Below are 16,454 nucleotides of genomic sequence, written 5' to 3'. Positions count from 1 at the left end.
GGTTTAAACATCAGATATGCATATTTTAGCTATCCTTCTCGGCATTATCGGCACGGGCCTGTTTTGGGCCATGCGCCTGTCGGCCAATCGTAAGAATATTGGCGATGCGGCCAATACGATTCACGGTGCGGCGGTTCATGCCAAAAACCTCCCGCGTCAGAGACGGTTCAAAAAAGCGCATAATCGTAAGGGATTTGACCTCGTCGAATTTCCGACAGAGGCCGCAACTGTCCTCATGATTATGATGGCACGCTCAGGCGATACACGCCGGATGGAACCAAAGGAGCGCGAGTTGATGGAGACTTTATTGCGCACAAATATGCAATTGTCAGAAGATGATGCGGACGGGATGATCCGTCAGATGGACAGCCTGACCCATGATATCGTCCTACCCGAAAGTGCCATTCAACCGATGACGAGAATTCTACTGGACGCAGTGAGTAAAGATGACGCGAGTGACTTGGCGGACATGTTGGCACAAATCGCGGGCGCTGATGGGGATGGTCCGAATGTTGAACAGGTCGAGTTTTTGAGGCGGTTCAAGGAACCGTTTGATTTGAACTAGGGCGTTTTGTCAGGTCGAGCGTGGCGTCCTGAATATTAAATTGTTCGGAAAGTCTGTTTCGAATCGCGTGTTTTATATCTTCTATTGAACTGTCGGAATCGACTGTCGCAGACATCGTTACAACGACACAATCATTCGTCATCGACCATATCCGCAGTCGGGAAACTTCATGGAGGCCCCGAATATTTGATGATAAATCTGTTTCGATCTGCTCTGAATTATCAGGCGCACCCTGCAACAGAATATGAGCCGAGGCTTTGATGAGCCCCCAAGCTGACCGGAGAATGAGGAGTGCAACGAGGACAGAAAGGATGGGATCCGCCACAACCCAACCCGTCATCAGAATAATCACCGCCGCCGCAATCGCAGCAACTGAGCCCAGAAGATCACCCAAAACATGAAGTACGGCTCCGCGAATATTTAAATTCTCTTGATCCGCCCCCATCAGGATTTTGAAGACGATGAGGTTCACCATGAGGCCCGCAATCGCAACATAGAGCATCGGTCCCGCGAGAATGTTGCCCGGTGAAAGGAAGCGATGAAATGCTTCCCAGACGATCCATATCGCCACCGCGAAAAGCGTGAGACCATTGATGAAAGCTACCAAAATGGAGACACGATCATAGCCATAGGGAAAACGTGAATTGGCAGGCTTTCGGGCGATCTGGAACGCCGCCCAGGCCATCGCGAGGGCTGCGAAATCCGTCATCATGTGCGCCGCATCCGCGAGCAAGGCCAGAGAACCGGAGATCAGTCCGCCTGCGACCTCCGCAATCATGAATAGGCCCGTCAGGACGGCGGCAAGACCAACCCGTTTGCGGTTCTGTTCCGTCACTTTTGGTGCATGAGTATGGCCATGACCATGCCCGTTACACCCCTCATTAGGGTGATGCGCGTCCCCGTGATGTGAATGTGCGTGACCAGCCATAATCCGCTATCGGGCGTGAGGACCGAACCGTCAAGACTGTCAGATTTTATCCTCAGAGGCTTAAGAGGGTTTTAGCCAATTTCATTTAGAGAAGGCCTGTGAAACGAACCCGTCGACATATTCTTCAGCGCGTCACAGAGATGACGCAAGCGGATTGGGATGCCTGGGCCGCGATGCGGGCGGCCAACCCGTCTCTCATTTCGCCCTATTTTCATTCGGACTATACGCGCCTTCTGTCAGACTTACGCCCCGATGTGCGTATCGTCAGTGTCTATAATGAGGCTGGCGAACCGATTGCGTTCCTTCCTATTCAAGGTCAGCGCTTCGCCCGTCCCGTTGGCGCGCCAATGAGCGATTATCATGGGTTAATCACGCCTGACCCGAACCTTACCTATAAACAGGCTTTGGCAGGAACAGGCATTGGTGCGCTTCATTTTAGCCATGCCGTTGACCCCGCCAAGCTAGGCCCGACACAAATCCTCTCCCGCGAGGAAACCGCCGCTCTTGAAATCAAGACAACGGCTGAGGATTGGCGCGCGACGAAAGACGGGTCCTATCGCCGACATCTAAAATCAAATCGTCGACGCGTACGCAAGGCGACAGAGGAAATCGGCGAGCCCCGTGTCGAACTCTTCAGCCGGAACATTGATGTTTACCAAACGCTTCTCGACTGGAAGCGGGCAAAATTCTCACAGACAGGAAAATATGACGTCCTTTCGGCCGATTGGACGCAGAGCCTGATCCGCGATCTCTGGGAGCGGGGACGGAATGCGGCTTTGCGCTGTGACATGCACGCGCTCTATTTCGGGGACCGTCTCGCCGCGATAGATCTGGGTCTATCGGATGGTCATACTTTCCATAGCTGGATGGTCGCTTATGATGATGCCCTGTCGGAATACGGACCCGGAATTCAGCTCATGGAGGGTTTAATCGAGGCGACGCCGGAAACGGGCTATGGCCGGATTGATCTAGGTGCGGGACTAGAGGGCTATAAACGACATTACGCCACACAGTCTAAGACCGTGATCGCCGGATTTGTGCCGATTGAGGGCGCAGCCGGCCGATTGTCACGCGTTTATGCGGCGACAGAACGTTGGGGCGAGACAGCCCTACGCGATGCCCCTGGAAAGCTGCGTCGTCGTTACAGCCAAATCGCAGCCTGCGAAGACGGCGTGGCAGGACGCACACGCCACATGTTGGCGGCTTTTAAGCTGGCTATCCGGCATTAACACGTCTGAGCAAGGCCTGACCTCCCTGTCACAAAATTGAAAAAAATTCGCTCTCCCCCTTGATTGTTCAAGGAAAATAGCAAAACGTGGCTCTAACCGAAATCAAAATTCGGACTCCATGATCGGGAAAACCCGACTTGGGAACACATCGCTCGGGGAGAGTAACATGAAAAAAGCAACAGGCGCGGCTCTCGCGCTCCTGACCACATCCGCCTTGGTGTCAGCTCCGGCGGCCATGGCACAAGACGACACGTCGTTCTCGGAAGATATCGTCATTTCGTCGGCCACACGCCGACCGCAAGATTTGCAGGACGTCCCGATTGCGGTGACGGTCCTCTCACCGGAAACACTGGAAGATAACGGCGTCGTCAATATCCAGAACCTCGCCATTGTCGCACCAAGTTTCGCAGCGTCCCAAGCCCAGACAGCGTCCGGTACAGTCGTGCTGCGTATTCGCGGCGTTGGTACCACCTCCAACAATATCGGCTTTGAATCCGCTGTCGGTGTCTTCATCGACGGGGCCTACCAATCCCGCCCGGGTATCGCGCTGGGCGAATTTGTCGATGTCGAAAATGTCGAAGTTCTTCGCGGCCCACAAGGCACGCTCTTTGGACGTAACACCTCTGCCGGTGCGTTGAAGATTGAGAATAAGCGACCTGACCTGTCTGAAGTCGGCGGATTCGTGAACGCGACCTATGGCAGTTTCGAGCATACGAGCCTGCAGGGTGCAGTGAATATTCCTGTTGTGGAAGATAAGGTTGCTGTCCGCTTGACCGGAGCAACGCGCAATCGCCGTGGCTATGTCCGCCTGTTTGATCGAGACGGCAATAAGCTCGGTAATTCCAATGAGCTTGATCAACTCTTGCTTCGCGGCCAAGTTGGTTGGGAAGCAGATAGTGGTTTCAAGGGTCGTCTGCTCGTCGATTATTCCGAAAGCGATGCCGCGGTTGGTGCCGCATTGGAAGTCCAGCAATCCCCTGTTGAGACAGCCGGACTCTTTCCGCTTGTGGGCCTCGGTGCACGTGGCGGCATGGTCGGACCGGATGTTGCCGTCAGTGCGAATGACGATGACCTCGCGCAGGATGCTGTCGATAACCTGATTGCAGGTGCAAGTTTTGTCCCGAACCCCAGCAGTGACCAGCTCGGCTTTATCGCGGAGTTGGAGTATCCGATCACGGATAATGCCGACATTATCTATATCGGTTCGCTTCGGAATTATAACGCAACCGAAGAATATGATTCAGACTTTTCCGGTCTTGATGTTTTCGATGTTGTGAATGATAGCCCGGTTGAAATCGATACAATGACGCATGAACTGCGCGTTCAGGGCGATGCGATGGATGGCCGTCTCGATTGGCTTGTCGGGGCCTACTACTCCGAAGAAGAAATTGATCAGCAAGTCAATTTCCGATTGGGAGAAGATTACGGCGAGCTCGTTGGCGCACTCTTCTTTGGTCCAACGGCAGGGGCTTTGGGGGCTAACCCGCTGACTGTCTTCACAGGCGTTGATCCAGCAGGCACGTCTATCTCACAGCTCTATAATCAGGACAGCAAAAGTTTCTCCGTCTTCACCAATAATACATTCGCCGTAACGGACGCGCTCTCCCTAACATTGGGCTTGCGATATTCCGACGAGAGCAAAGATGGCAGTTTTGCACAGGCGAACGTTAATAACGACATCTGCCCGGCGACACTTGGCGCTCTGGGCACGGGCGCTGTTCCGGCGGCTCTCTCGACGAATGTCTTTGGTCTGGGTTGCTTGGCCTTCCTCGCACCGGCTGATTTGCCAGCGGCCGCGGTCTTCCCGCTGCCCCGCACATTTGATGATGAGTTCAAAGATGAAGAGCTGATTTACACAGCCAAAGTCGGTTATGAATTCACACCGTCCATTTCGACTTATGCCAGCTTTACGCATGGCTATAAATCCGGTGGCTTCAACCTCGACTCCACGGCTGCGTCCGGTGGTGCGGATCCAAGGTTCGACTCGGAAGAAGTCGATTCCTACGAAATCGGTCTGAAATCGCGTCTGTTTGATAACCGCATGACATTGAATGTCGCGGCCTTCATGCAGGACTTCACGGACTTCCAGGTTCTGGAATTCACGGGTGCGCAGTTTACGACCTTCAACGTACCAAAAGCCAATTCAGACGGTATTGAGATCGAAACGGTCATCAATCCGGTTGATGGTTTGACACTGAATGGTGGTCTGACCCTTCTGGATGCCAGCTATCCGGATGATTGCGCAGGCGACAACCCCGTCCCCAACACAGCGACGCTCTGTGGTAACCCTCTCACAAACGCTCCGGAAACGGTCGGCATTTTGGGGGCCAGTTATGAAGGCAGCATAACGGACAAGATTGACTTCTTCGTCAATGCCCAGCTTCGCCATGAAAGCTCTCGCCGGACATCAACACAGGCGCAAACTGTGCCAAGTGCGGACGCGATTGCAGCGGCGGGCAGCCTTGACGCGGCTGTTGCCGCAGCTGGTGATGTCCCGTTCGATATCCAACCCAGCAATACGAAGATTAATGCGCGTCTCGGTTTCACGGATGCGGATGATCTCTACGCGTTGGAATTCTGGGCGACGAACCTGACCAATGAAGTCACACGCGGTGTGACATTCAACACCGTCTTCCGCTCAGGATCGCGTTCGGCCTTTATCCAAGAGCCGCGCATGTATGGTGTGACTGTGCGCCGGAACTTCTAAAGGTTCCTGCATAACAGCTTAACAAAGGCGCGGGTTACGGCCCGCGCTTTTTTCGTTATAAGTGATAAAAATAATATCAGGGGAGACTAAAATGGTCCGCATTAATCCAGACAAACCCGGCGCATCGGAAACGACGAAACCGTCTGAGCTCAACACAGTTCTGGCGGCGCAGCGCAAAGCGTTTAACGCCCAGCCAAATCCCGATTGGACATCGCGCAAGGCAAAATTGGAAACACTGCGCGATCTCATCCTCGGGCATGAGGCCGAGTTCGCCGCCGCCATAAGCGCGGATTTCGGAAATCGCGCTGTGGAAGAAACCATCATCGCGGAAATTCTCGTCATAAAAGGCGGTATTTCTCATGCCCTGAAGCACACACCCAAATGGATGAAGTCGCGCAAAGCCCCCGTCGCGCTGCAATATAAACCCGCAAAGAATGTTATCATCCCGCAGCCGCTCGGCGTGATCGGGATTATCAGCCCTTGGAATTATCCGCTCCAACTCGCAATCATGCCGCTCATCGGTGCACTCGGCGCGGGCAATCGCGCGATGATAAAGCCCAGCGAATATACACCGCGTATGAGCCAGCTCTTGAAAGAGGTTCTGGCCAAGGGATTCACCGATGACGAAGTTTTCGTCGCAACGGGCGGTGTCGATGTCGCCTCTGCCTTCTCTTCCCTAAAATTTGACCATCTCGTCTTTACCGGTTCCACCAGTGTCGGACGTATCGTCGGCAAAGCCGCTGGCGAAAACCTCGTTCCCGTCACATTGGAACTCGGCGGAAAATCTCCGACGATTATTGATGACAGCGCAAACATGGATATTGCCATTGGCCGTATTGCGAATGGTAAACTGCTGAATGCGGGACAGACGTGTGTCGCGCCGGATTACGTCCTGATGCCGCAAGCCAATATCAATGCTTTCTCCGAAGCACTTATCAAAAAAGCGGAGGAGTTTTATCCGACCGTTGCAGGGAATGATGATTACACGTCAATCATCGCGGACGCCCATTATGCGCGGTTGCAGGACCTTCTGGAAGATGCGGAAAATAAAGGTGCAAAAATCCAAACGGCAGGCGATGATGATAAGCAACAACTCGCCAAAGAACGACGCGTTCCCCTCACCGTTGTGACCGACACGACACCTGATATGAAAATTATGCAGGAAGAAATCTTCGGCCCCCTCCTCCCCGTTGTCGCCTCTGAAACGCTCGATGATGCGCTGGAAACGGTTCAGCAAGGTGAACGTCCATTGGCCCTATATTGGTTCGGTGAGGACAAAGCGAAACGCGATAAAGTCCTAAGCCAGTCAATTTCCGGCGGTGTGTCCATCAACGAGACCGCTTGGCATGTTGTACAGGAAGACATTCCCTTTGGCGGCGTCGGTCCGTCCGGCATGGGCGCTTATCACGGCGAACACGGGTTCAAATCCTTCTCTCATATGAAGGGCGTTTTCATCCAATCCAAATTCAGCCAAGGCAAAAACCTCTTCCCGCCCTATACGGAGAAGACCCATAAAATGCTGGGATTGATGAAGAAGTTCCTCTGATGAAGACTGAATTTGATTTTATTATCGTCGGCGCAGGCAGTGCAGGCTGCACGCTCGCCAATCGCCTGACCGAAGACGCCGATGTCACGGTCTGCCTGATCGAGGCAGGCCCGACACACAAACATTGGAGTGTGTCGACGCCGGGGGTCAGCCTCGTGAATATGGTCACAAAGAAACGCAATTGGGGTTTTGAGACCGTCCCGCAAGAAGGCCTTGGCGGTCGTCGCGGCTATCAACCGCGCGGGAAAGTCCTCGGCGGATCATCCGGCACAAATGCGATGATTTATATTCGCGGACACAAAGCGGATTATGATAATTGGGCCGCACTCGGCAATGCGGGTTGGTCCTATGACGACGTCCTCCCCTATTTTAAAAAGGCCGAGGACCGGGACCGTGGCGCGGATGAATTCCACGCGACAGGAGGTCCGCTTCGCGTTGAGCGGCGCGAAAACTCACCCATCAATGAGAACTTCCTGATCGCTTGCGACGAATTACAAATACCCGCCAATGATGATTTCAACAGCGCGACACAATTAGGTCACGGCTATTACGACGTCACACAGAAGAACGGCGTCCGTTGGTCCACAGCAAAAGCCTATCTCGAAGCGGCAGAAGGTCGTCCGAACTTACATGTTATGACGGAGGTTTTGGCTGAAAAGATATTGGTGAAAAATGGTCGCGCCATAGGTGTGCGATTGCAGCAAAAAAAAGAGACCCTTGAACTCACGGCAAAGCGGGACGTCATCGTCTCTGCGGGCGCTTTTGGATCCCCTCATCTGCTGCTACTTTCCGGCATTGGGGCAGAAGATAAATTGACCCCGCATGGGATTGCGCAAGTCCATGACCTACCCGGTGTTGGCGAAAACCTTCACGACCACATCGATTGGATCGCCGCCTATAAGGGCAAGCGGAAAGGCATGCATAAAGAGACAGTTGGATTTTCCATTCCGGGATCTTTCAACATGGTCAAAGAGTTTTTTAATTATAAGAAACACGGCAAAGGTCTGCTGTCTTCCAACCTCGCGGAAAGTGGGGCGTTTCTCTATATTGATCGAGAAGAGCCCTCTCCCGACATACAGCTTCACTTCGTGATTGCCATTGTGGATGACCACGGGCGAAAGCTGCATTGGGGTCACGGATTTTCTACGCATGTCTGTCTCCTGCGCCCGAAGAGCCGGGGCACAGTCACGCTAAATTCCAATGATCCAACGGACGCTCCGGCCATTGATCCGGCCTTCCTGACCCATCCCGATGATGTCGAGAAGCTCTACCAAGCCTCACGCCTCACACAGCAAATCATGCGGTCCCCCGCAATGGATGAGATACGCGGAGAGCCACTTTACGGAACGGAAGCTGAGAGTGAAGCCGACCTCCGTGCGGATATTATCGCCCGCGCGGACACGGTTTATCATCCCGTCGGGACTTGCAAAATGGGGGTGGACGTCATGGCCGTTGTGGATGCCCGCTTGCGGGTTCACGGGCTGGAAGGCCTGCGCGTCATCGACGCTTCCATCATGCCGCAAGTCATTTCCGGTAATACAAACGCCCCTACTATCATGATTGCCGAAAAGGCGGCGGACATGATTAAAGAAGACTGGGCGTCACAGGCAAGTTTGGAAGCCGCCGAGTAATTAGTCGATCTTATCTTCCGCACCTTTCCAAACTTGATAACTGTAAAGCGCGCCATAGGCGGTAACACCTAGGAGGAGCGTCACGACGATTGCGACTCCCCAAAGCGCAGGGAGCGTGAAAGCCGCAACAAGGCTGAATATGCCCGCAATGGCATATAGGCCACCCATCCGGCGGTGTGTTCGCGTCCAACTCGTCACAGATTTCAAGGTCCAAGCCGTATTGAACCCAAACATCCCGCCCGCATTAGGCTGAATTTTCGGAAAGTAGTTCCCCATTATGAGCATTAATCCCGCAAGGGCGGCGGTGACCACCCTAAAGATGGGATCAATCGTGAGGACGCCTTTGGACGCCTCTACCAAAGTAAAGGCAACACCCGCGAGAATGACACACATGAAGACAGCAACGCCAATCCAGATGGCCACATAAGCCTTGGCGGATTTTTCCAAGCCTGAATCTTCCGGCATCAACTTTGGAAGGGCTGCGAGTAGGCCAAAGGTGAAAACAGAGGTCAGAATGAAAATGATAAAAATTATAATGAGGTCACTTCGTGTTCCATATCCATCGGGTTCGCCTTTGGCATTGAAGTGAATCGGGAAGGACTCACCTGCGGGTAATTGATAATAGGCGAAAAGGCTAATCGCGATCATTACGATGATCGCGAGAACACTAACCTTTAGTCCGGTACGTAACATCTTCGCTCTCCCTACATTGTACATTTGCAAGGTCGAGCAAGGCGCTGGCGGCATCCTCAATCACGCTCGTATTAATGGAATAAATCAAGGAGTTCCCGCGCCTCTCAGAGGAGACGAGATCCGCCTCTTTCAGGACTGACAGATGACGGCTCAAGGTCGGCCAACTGATATCGAATTGATCCGCGAGATCACCTGCCGACCGGGATGTATGGCGCAGCAATTCCAAGAGTTGGCGACGTGTGGGATGGCTCAGGGCTTTGAAAATTCCATTTCGCATATTCGCTAATTAGCGAAAACACGAAATAGAATCAAGCGCATAAAATCTTATATATTTAAATACCCGTACCAGAGAATGAGGGCGATCAACCGCCCCGTTACCGCAGACCGGGTCAAATATCCGAGGGCCGTCAATAACAGAGGCAAGCCTAGGCCGATGGCAACGATGTCCAACATCTGATCTGTCGCTCCGCTCGCGGTGATATTCACGAGCGATGGCAGGCACAGGGCCGTTGACAGGACGACCATTGCGACAAGGCGGACAAAAACGGCAGAACTTCCCAGCGGTGTCAGCGCGGAGAGTTTCGACATCTCCATGCCCCGCCAACGCGCGGCCTGTTGGCTAAACGGAAAGGTGAGAAGCAGCGCTAGCGCTGGGCCGACCATGCCACGGAAAGGCAGTACAACTCCAGCGGCCGCGACAATGAGAAGGACCGGGATCATGATTCTGGGTCGCAGGACCAACTGGATCTCAGAGAGGAAGAGTGAAATCAGCGACCCGTTTGCAGAAGCAAGAGGCACAGGCTCTTTCGAAAAGGAAGGGGGCCCTGTCGTGACGATCTCCGGACGCAGCGCTTTAAACTTATGCGGCGCATAGATTTGCGCAAATAGTGCAACAAGCACCCCCACACTGACCAACCAAAACAGGCGGGAAAAGAGGTAGTCCCCCGACATCACGCCGGACCAAGCATCGAGTGATAAGACGTCACCGGAAGAAGCCGGACCAAAAATAACGAGCGACTCAATCCGCTCAGTCGTGGTTCCGGCCAAAGGCGCGGCGAACCCGAAGACATCAAGAATGGGCGGCGCGGATCCTGTCGCAAAAAACGCCGAAGATAGAAGGAGAAGAGCCAGCCACACAAAAAAGAACAGGACGTCACCGCCTGCCCCGCGCAATCCTCTGCGAGTTGAGAAAATCGTACGCAATCCCGCAATAACAGCGAGCGCGGGAGCCGCAATCAGGCATAGGCAGAGCAATGTCACAATGGGTCTGACATCTGAAAGCGGTAATCGGAAAAGCGAGATCACGACACCCGCTAACCCCAGGACGAGCATGAGGACCCACAAGGACACAGTATCAGCAATCCAATGGCCCAACATTTGCGCTGTCCGTCGAGCGGGCGTTAGGTCGTCTGCCTGCCAAGGCTGACGTCGGGTTGGGCCAGCGCGCAGAAAAATATAAGCCAACGGCGTGAGAATAACCGCCATAATCACGCCGAGCTGCAATCCAATTGTCGCGGGATCCAGCGCCAGATAGGCCGAATTAATCGACATAATCGAATAGTCGCCGCCCTGTTCCGGCAACATGAACCGCGCCGCAATTGGAGCCGCGAGCGCCAAAATCCAAATGGCTGGACTACGCAAGTGCCGAGACAGCTGAATGCGTGTGTAGGTCGCAAGACTTTCGAAAAAGAGGGTCACGGGCCTAATCCGCTTGCGCCATTGGAATATTGAGCGTCGCGAAGCTACGCCCCGATAGGCTTTCAGCCAGATGGGTTGTCATCAAAACAATCGCGTCCTTTTCAAAAATGAGATCATTCACGTGACCGGCCGTCTGCGGGTCGAGTTCGGCCGTAGGTTCATCGAGGATCAAAATGTCTGGCGCGCCGAGAAAAGCCTGCGCCAAACCGAGGCGGCGGCGCATGCCACCGGAATAGGTCCGAATCCGACCATCAGCATCCCGTCCCAGTCCGAGACGATCAAGCAAGGCTCGACCTTGTGATTTAGCCTCGCGCAAGCCGATCTTCTTCAGCGCAGCCATGTGCAGAAGGAAGTCCATCCCAGTAATATCTTCCGGGAAGTCAATCCTCTGCGGTGCATAACCCAGCCCGGCCCGAAAGGCTCGAGGCGTCCGTGAGAGGACTTCACCGCACCAACGCACTTCGCCCTGTGAAGGCCGTTCCGCGCTAGCGCAGAGGCGGAGCAAGGTTGTCTTCCCCACTCCGCTCGGTCCCGTAATCACGCTAACGCCGGACTCAAACCGATGCGTCAGGTCAGACAGCACCTGCTTCTTTCCGTAACGTTGCCCGATATTATTGAGATCCAGCATCCATTTCCCCGATTATCTTCAGCGCTGCGTCCATTGCGGGATCTTTACCCGCCCGGACCGATGTGACTGTTGTCGGAGCCAGAATGTACGGCGTCAAGCCTTCACCCTTTGGCAGATCGCCAACGTTGTTTTCAAATCGAATAACCGGCAAGCGGAGTCTGATCCCGGACTCCGGTAATTTCAGGAAGAAGATTGTTCCTGCCGTTGGCCCCAGTGGATTTCCGTCCGTTTTCTCGCCGATCAAAGTTACCGGACGGGCGGCTTGAACAGAGGCCATAAAGTTTGTTGCGCCGGAAGAATTAGATTGACTGGTCAGCATGATAAGCTCGCCGTGAAATCCGAACTTTGCCGGTTTTATGGTTTTAATGTCATCACTGAATATGGACCGCAGTGAATATTCGCCGGACTCCGTTTTCTTAAACTCCAGAGAATTTGGATTAATGGCCCGCTTTTCCCATGTCGTGATGTAATCCGTATAGGCATCATGATCGAGTGTTTTAAATATCGCGGCACGTTTCATCTTCCGCTTTTCAGGAATGAAACGGGCATAGAGAGCCTGAGAAGCATCCGTTGACCCCCTCCGTTTTCGCGTAAATCCAAAATGAGTTTGTTACGCCCTTCTGCCGCCATCATTTTAAAAATAGGATCATAGAGTGTGTGCGGATCGACGGGATTACGGTAATTGACAAAGCTGGAAATTGAGAGATAGCCCGCATGATCACCAATTCGATTATACGTTACAGCATCTTTCAGTTCTGACGCTCCGAGCTTGATCGCGATAGCTTTCCAATCGTCAAAATTTACACGGTTCAAGTTCATTGCTTTGCGCTCTCCGGACTTTGTTTCAATATCCAACATCGCAATGGGTGAAGGGTTAAATAAGAGCGCGCCTAAATGGTCGACAGCCCCGCCCATATTCTCAAGAGACGCCTTCATGCCCGTATCTTTTGTATGGTCATTATATCCATCTACCGGAATGTAAGGGTGCAGGGTTTCTCGCAGTTCCGCGATGGTGCGCCCGTTAATGGACAGGATCTCATCGCCTTTATTCAACCCACTTTCGGGTGGTGCATCCAGTACAATTGCGCGGCCCTCGACAATATCCCACCGTAATGGAAGATAGACAGGTTCCGTCTTTCGCAACTTTTTCAAACTCGAAGGCAGTTCGGCTTTCGTATGATCGCATCGGATTTTTGTTAGCGTTTCAGACAGTTCCAGATAGAAGTCTCTAACATCAGTTCCGTCAGAGGCTTTCGCGTCCGTAATTAAGGCCGCCCAAGACGCATCAATCTCTGCCGCGGGTGTAAATCGATCATACCCAGGATGAATGTCCTGAAAGGCGGATTGCGCGAGCGCCACGTCGCGCTCAACCTGCTCCGCCGTCAAAACCTGCGCGGAGGCGGACAAAACGGACACGGATAAAACTGTCGAAGACAGAATGAGGGATTTAATCAGGCTTTGCATTTTAGAACTCCATTATGGTTATGGAGCCTTCATGGCGGGTCTATCCAGGCCTATCGCCCCATTACGGAAAATGAGACTTCATTTCCTGAAAATGGGACTTTTACGGGTTCTGAGACTTTCGGAATTGGGAGGGGTGAGGCCCGCGATCTCTCGAAAGACACAATTAAATGTGGCCTTGGAATTAAATCCACTGTCGAGCGCGATTGATAGAATGGGCTGTTCTGTTTGCCGCATTAGACGTTTGGCATATTCAACCCGCAATCCATTTACGTAGCGGTTAAAACTCTGGCCTAGACCACTATTTACTGCGCGAGAGACGTAGCTTTCATTCGACCCCAGCCGGCTCGCAACATCGCGAATAGACAGGCGTGACTCCAAGAACCATTCTTGGTCTCTCAGCTTCTTATCAATCATCTCAGCCAGTCCGATTTGAGTGTCCTGTACGTCGAGAGTGGGTGGATTGATAGCTTGTGCCATTTTTGGAAATGGAGCTGTCAAACGCCAGGCGGCATCCAAACCGAGCCAAGCCATAAGCCCTATCAGTAAAAGTTGAACCGGAAAGGCCTGATAATAATTCTGCTCTGCTATCAAGAACATGATTTCCAATGCGCCGAATAGTATAACTGCAATCACTAGCCCAACAATCAAATTGCGTAACCAGACCGGGTCATAATCGCGGGCCGCGGATTGCGTTTGATCCAGATATTCGAGATAGGATCGACGCATTCGCCATATCATAAATATCGCCCACAACAGCATTGCGACAGCCAGCGCACTTTCGATCGGCATAATATACGGACTATGCACTGCCCTTGTGAATTCCCATTTGGCCTCATGATCGAAGAGTCCGGGTAAAATAAAAGCGCCGCAATAATAAAGCGTCTGCAATATGCCGGGCAAGAGTAGCCATTTACGCCAACCCAGCGGTCCACCACGCATTAATCGATCTGCGTGAAGATAGAGAAGCGGACCAACCCAAAGCTCCGTATCGAAGAGGGGAAAGAAGGTCAGCCACGGCCAAATATCATATCCGTTGGCAAATCCGATGATTTGCGGACCCATGGAACATCCAGCCAAAATCAGGACGATCCCAAGATAGAAAGAAGACGCACGTTCCGTCCGCCGTAACCACAGAATGATGCCGCAAACCAGAACAACTGCGACGGCCATAGCCATCATGGCGGACCGCCAATTCATGACCAAACCGTCCATCTACCGTCCCCTCAAATAAAAGACCCGCCGCGACGGCATCGCGACGGGCCTGAATGTCCAGTGATAGTCGAAAGACTACCAGATTTTGACGCGATCTTCCGGCGCCAAATACATCTCGTGCTCCGGCGTGACATTAAACGCATCATACCAAGGTTGGACGTTACGCACGATACCGTTCGCGCGGAATTCACCCGGACTATGTGGGCCGTTCTTTATCTGCTGGGATAGCGCTTCATCACGCCATTTAATCGCCCAGACCTGCGCCCACGCCATGAAGAAACGTTGATCGCCTGTGAAGCCGCCAATTTCGGGGGCTTCTTTGCCATTCAATGATTTTTTATAGGCATTATAAGCCATGGTCACGCCGGTCAGGTCGCCGATATTTTCACCGAGACCCAGACGTCCATTAAGGAATTCACCCGGTAGTGGTTCAAATTCAGAATATTGATCCGCCAAAGCGCCTGCGCGGGCTTCATAGGCTTCCGCATCCGCTTCAGTCCACCAGTCACGCTGGATGCCGTCACCATCAGACTTGCGTCCTTGATCGTCAAACCCATGACCCATTTCGTGACCAATCACGGCACCAATGCCGCCATAATTCACTGCCGGGTCTGCGGCAGGGTCAAAGAAGGGCGCATCCAAAATCGCGGCCGGGAAAACGATCTCATTCAAGATCGAATTGTAATAGGCGTTGACGGTCTGCGGTGTCATACCCCACTCATCACGATCAATCGGACCGCCGATTTGCGAGAGTTGGTCCTGCCATTCCCAGACACGGGCGGATTGTATCGTGCCGATCAGATCATCCGCATTAACTTCCAAACCTTCATAAGTTTCCCATTTATCGGGATAGCCAATTTTTGGATTAAATTTCGCAAGCTTATATTGCGCCTCTTCCTTGGTATCTTCTCCCATCCATTCGAGGCCATCGATACCTTCTTTGAAGGCGGCGCGCAGGTTTTCGACGAGCGTATCCATCTTGACCTTAGAGTCTTCCGGGAAATGTTTCTCGACATAAACTTTACCGACGACTTCACCGAGCGTTCCATTTACGGCAGAGACGGCGCGTTTCCAGCGCGGGCGTTGCTCTTCCTGGCCACGGAGCGTTTTACCGTAAAATTCAAATGTCGCGTCATCAATCCGCGCAGGCAAAAAGGCGGAATGCTCATTGAGGAGACTGACAATGAGATAATCTTTCAAAACACCGACAGGTGTTTCCGCAAAGACTTTCGCCGCGTTTTCAACCGCGGACTTTTCGCGGACGATAACTTCTGCCTGATCACCGAGTCCCAACTCTTCGAACATGACATCAAACATCATACCCGGTGCGAGTTCATTCAATTCAGCACGAGTCATCTTGTTGTAAGTCAGATCACGGTCCCGGCGTTTGACGGGCTCCCAATGTCCTTCCGCAACAGCCGTTTCAAACTTCATGACTTGCTTCGCGCGGGCCTGATTGTTTTTCACATTCGCTTCCGCCAGCATGGCCGCCATATAGTCAACATATGCATCGCGAATACCGCGGGCTTTTTCACCTTTTTCGAAATAGGCATTCCGGTTAGGCAGTCCGAGGCCGGACTGCGTCAGGTAGGTAATATATTCGTCGTTCTGTTTGGCATCGATATAGACATATGGTCCGACAGGTGCGGATAATCCGAGGGCGGGATCCGACATGAGGCGTACGATGTCTTCATGCGTCTTTGCAGATTTAATGCGACGGATATCCTCCATGACAGGGCTCAGGTCATTCGCTTCAATCGTCTCTGTATTCAGATAGGCATTATAGAAATCACCGATGCGTTTTTCATCAGCGCTTGGCGTTTCCGATGTTGCCGCATCTTCGATGATGGTACGGACACGGGCTTCGGCCTGATCTGCAAGGAGACTGAAGGAACCATAGCGTGATCGATCAGCCGGAATTTCTTTGGTGTCCAACCAGGACCCGTTGACATAGCGGAAGAAGTCATCTCCCGGATCAACGGATGTATCCATATGATCTGTTGCAATTCCGAATGTACCCAGGATCGGCTTGGCATCGGACTGCGTCATCTTTGTCGCGCTCTGGTCCGTCTGCGTGCCTTCACCACAGGCGGATAAAGTCAAAGCGAGTGCCGCAAGACTGACGCCTGCGAAATATTTGAAAGTCATGTTAA

At 52.8% G+C, this 16,454-nt stretch carries 14 protein-coding genes; 5 read left to right on the top strand and 9 right to left on the bottom strand.

Features of this window, described 5'->3' with window-relative positions; genetic code table 11:
* The first annotated feature begins 16 nt into the window (after window positions 1-16).
* On the top strand, window positions 17-565 hold the full coding sequence (locus tag ACP9M6_RS07015) for a TerB family tellurite resistance protein (RefSeq protein ID WP_427454705.1): 549 nt from the start codon (window positions 17-19) through the stop codon (window positions 563-565).
* Here the strand turns inward: ACP9M6_RS07015 and ACP9M6_RS07010 are convergent.
* The gene (locus tag ACP9M6_RS07010; RefSeq protein ID WP_427454704.1) at window positions 540-1,493 is read right to left on the bottom strand and encodes a cation diffusion facilitator family transporter; all 954 of its coding nucleotides are present in this window, start codon (window positions 1,491-1,493) and stop codon (window positions 540-542) included. The two genes, ACP9M6_RS07015 and ACP9M6_RS07010, sit on opposite strands and share 26 nt — an antisense overlap.
* A 98-nt stretch (window positions 1,494-1,591) precedes the next feature.
* Here ACP9M6_RS07010 and ACP9M6_RS07005 point away from each other — a divergent pair, with 98 nt between their 5' ends.
* The 4 genes from ACP9M6_RS07005 to ACP9M6_RS06990 all read left to right on the top strand — a co-directional run bounded on the left by ACP9M6_RS07005 (window position 1,592) and on the right by ACP9M6_RS06990 (window position 8,606).
* Window positions 1,592-2,722 (top strand): GNAT family N-acetyltransferase, encoded by a 1,131-nt coding sequence (locus tag ACP9M6_RS07005; RefSeq protein ID WP_427454703.1) that lies wholly within the window; start codon window positions 1,592-1,594, stop codon window positions 2,720-2,722.
* A gap of 166 nt (window positions 2,723-2,888) precedes the next feature.
* Window positions 2,889-5,429: a TonB-dependent receptor gene (locus tag ACP9M6_RS07000; protein WP_427454702.1), complete on the top strand. Its 2,541-nt coding sequence runs from the start codon at window positions 2,889-2,891 to the stop codon at window positions 5,427-5,429.
* Between the two features lie 91 nt (window positions 5,430-5,520).
* On the top strand, window positions 5,521-6,975 hold the full coding sequence (locus ACP9M6_RS06995; protein WP_427454701.1) for a coniferyl aldehyde dehydrogenase: 1,455 nt from the start codon (window positions 5,521-5,523) through the stop codon (window positions 6,973-6,975).
* Window positions 6,972-8,606 carry a GMC family oxidoreductase gene (locus ACP9M6_RS06990; protein ID WP_427454761.1) on the top strand — a complete coding sequence of 545 codons (1,635 nt, stop codon included), beginning with the start codon at window positions 6,972-6,974 and terminating at the stop codon, window positions 8,604-8,606. Before ACP9M6_RS06995 ends, ACP9M6_RS06990 begins: the two co-directional genes overlap by 4 nt.
* On the opposite strand, the gene ACP9M6_RS06985 is transcribed toward ACP9M6_RS06990, so the two are convergent.
* The 8 genes from ACP9M6_RS06985 to ACP9M6_RS06950 all read right to left on the bottom strand — a co-directional run bounded on the left by ACP9M6_RS06985 (window position 8,607) and on the right by ACP9M6_RS06950 (window position 16,449).
* Window positions 8,607-9,299: a DUF1648 domain-containing protein gene (locus ACP9M6_RS06985; protein ID WP_427454700.1), complete on the bottom strand. Its 693-nt coding sequence runs from the start codon at window positions 9,297-9,299 to the stop codon at window positions 8,607-8,609. It lies immediately after the preceding gene.
* Window positions 9,274-9,576, bottom strand: a complete 303-nt coding sequence (locus ACP9M6_RS06980; RefSeq protein ID WP_427454699.1) for an autorepressor SdpR family transcription factor — start codon at window positions 9,574-9,576, stop codon at window positions 9,274-9,276. The genes ACP9M6_RS06985 and ACP9M6_RS06980 overlap by 26 nt, the downstream gene beginning before the upstream one ends.
* Window positions 9,577-9,623: 47 nt before the next feature.
* Entirely contained in the window at window positions 9,624-10,997 is a 1,374-nt protein-coding gene (locus tag ACP9M6_RS06975) for a hypothetical protein (protein ID WP_427454698.1), read from the bottom strand.
* Window positions 10,998-11,001: 4 nt separating this feature from the next.
* A complete protein-coding gene (locus tag ACP9M6_RS06970) occupies window positions 11,002-11,625 on the bottom strand; it encodes an ATP-binding cassette domain-containing protein (protein ID WP_427454697.1) in 624 nt (207 codons plus the stop codon).
* On the bottom strand, window positions 11,609-12,145 hold the full coding sequence (locus ACP9M6_RS06965; protein ID WP_427454696.1) for a S41 family peptidase: 537 nt from the start codon (window positions 12,143-12,145) through the stop codon (window positions 11,609-11,611). The genes ACP9M6_RS06970 and ACP9M6_RS06965 overlap by 17 nt, the downstream gene beginning before the upstream one ends.
* Window positions 12,142-13,089 (bottom strand): hypothetical protein, encoded by a 948-nt coding sequence (locus ACP9M6_RS06960; RefSeq protein ID WP_427454695.1) that lies wholly within the window; start codon window positions 13,087-13,089, stop codon window positions 12,142-12,144. The genes ACP9M6_RS06965 and ACP9M6_RS06960 overlap by 4 nt, the downstream gene beginning before the upstream one ends.
* A 78-nt stretch (window positions 13,090-13,167) precedes the next feature.
* Window positions 13,168-14,301 (bottom strand): helix-turn-helix transcriptional regulator, encoded by a 1,134-nt coding sequence (locus tag ACP9M6_RS06955; RefSeq protein ID WP_427454694.1) that lies wholly within the window; start codon window positions 14,299-14,301, stop codon window positions 13,168-13,170.
* A 75-nt stretch (window positions 14,302-14,376) separates the two neighbouring features.
* Complete coding sequence (locus tag ACP9M6_RS06950) at window positions 14,377-16,449, bottom strand: M13 family metallopeptidase (RefSeq protein WP_427454693.1); 2,073 nt, start codon at window positions 16,447-16,449, stop codon at window positions 14,377-14,379.
* Between the last annotated feature and the right edge of the window lie 5 nt (window positions 16,450-16,454).

It is taken from the genome of Litorimonas sp. WD9-15 (genome assembly GCF_050271975.1).
GTDB lineage: Bacteria > Pseudomonadota > Alphaproteobacteria > Caulobacterales > Maricaulaceae > Litorimonas.
The sequence above is the reverse complement of the archived record's forward strand: the minus strand, read 5'-3'. Positions and strand labels throughout refer to the sequence as shown.

Excerpts from the sequence above, each read along its gene's own strand:
- ACP9M6_RS07015 (WP_427454705.1), top strand. The coding sequence starts at position 17 with ATGCATATTTTAGCTATCCTTCTCGGCATTATCGGCACGGGCCTGTTT.
- ACP9M6_RS07010 (WP_427454704.1), bottom strand. The coding sequence starts at position 1,493 with ATGGCTGGTCACGCACATTCACATCACGGGGACGCGCATCACCCTAAT.
- ACP9M6_RS07000 (WP_427454702.1), top strand. The coding sequence starts at position 2,889 with ATGAAAAAAGCAACAGGCGCGGCTCTCGCGCTCCTGACCACATCCGCC.
- ACP9M6_RS06995 (WP_427454701.1), top strand. The coding sequence starts at position 5,521 with ATGGTCCGCATTAATCCAGACAAACCCGGCGCATCGGAAACGACGAAA.
- ACP9M6_RS06985 (WP_427454700.1), bottom strand. The coding sequence starts at position 9,299 with ATGTTACGTACCGGACTAAAGGTTAGTGTTCTCGCGATCATCGTAATG.
- ACP9M6_RS06980 (WP_427454699.1), bottom strand. The coding sequence starts at position 9,576 with ATGCGAAATGGAATTTTCAAAGCCCTGAGCCATCCCACACGTCGCCAA.
- ACP9M6_RS06970 (WP_427454697.1), bottom strand. The coding sequence starts at position 11,625 with ATGCTGGATCTCAATAATATCGGGCAACGTTACGGAAAGAAGCAGGTG.
- ACP9M6_RS06965 (WP_427454696.1), bottom strand. The coding sequence starts at position 12,145 with ATGAAACGTGCCGCGATATTTAAAACACTCGATCATGATGCCTATACG.
- ACP9M6_RS06960 (WP_427454695.1), bottom strand. The coding sequence starts at position 13,089 with ATGCAAAGCCTGATTAAATCCCTCATTCTGTCTTCGACAGTTTTATCC.
- ACP9M6_RS06955 (WP_427454694.1), bottom strand. The coding sequence starts at position 14,301 with ATGGACGGTTTGGTCATGAATTGGCGGTCCGCCATGATGGCTATGGCC.
- ACP9M6_RS06950 (WP_427454693.1), bottom strand. The coding sequence starts at position 16,449 with ATGACTTTCAAATATTTCGCAGGCGTCAGTCTTGCGGCACTCGCTTTG.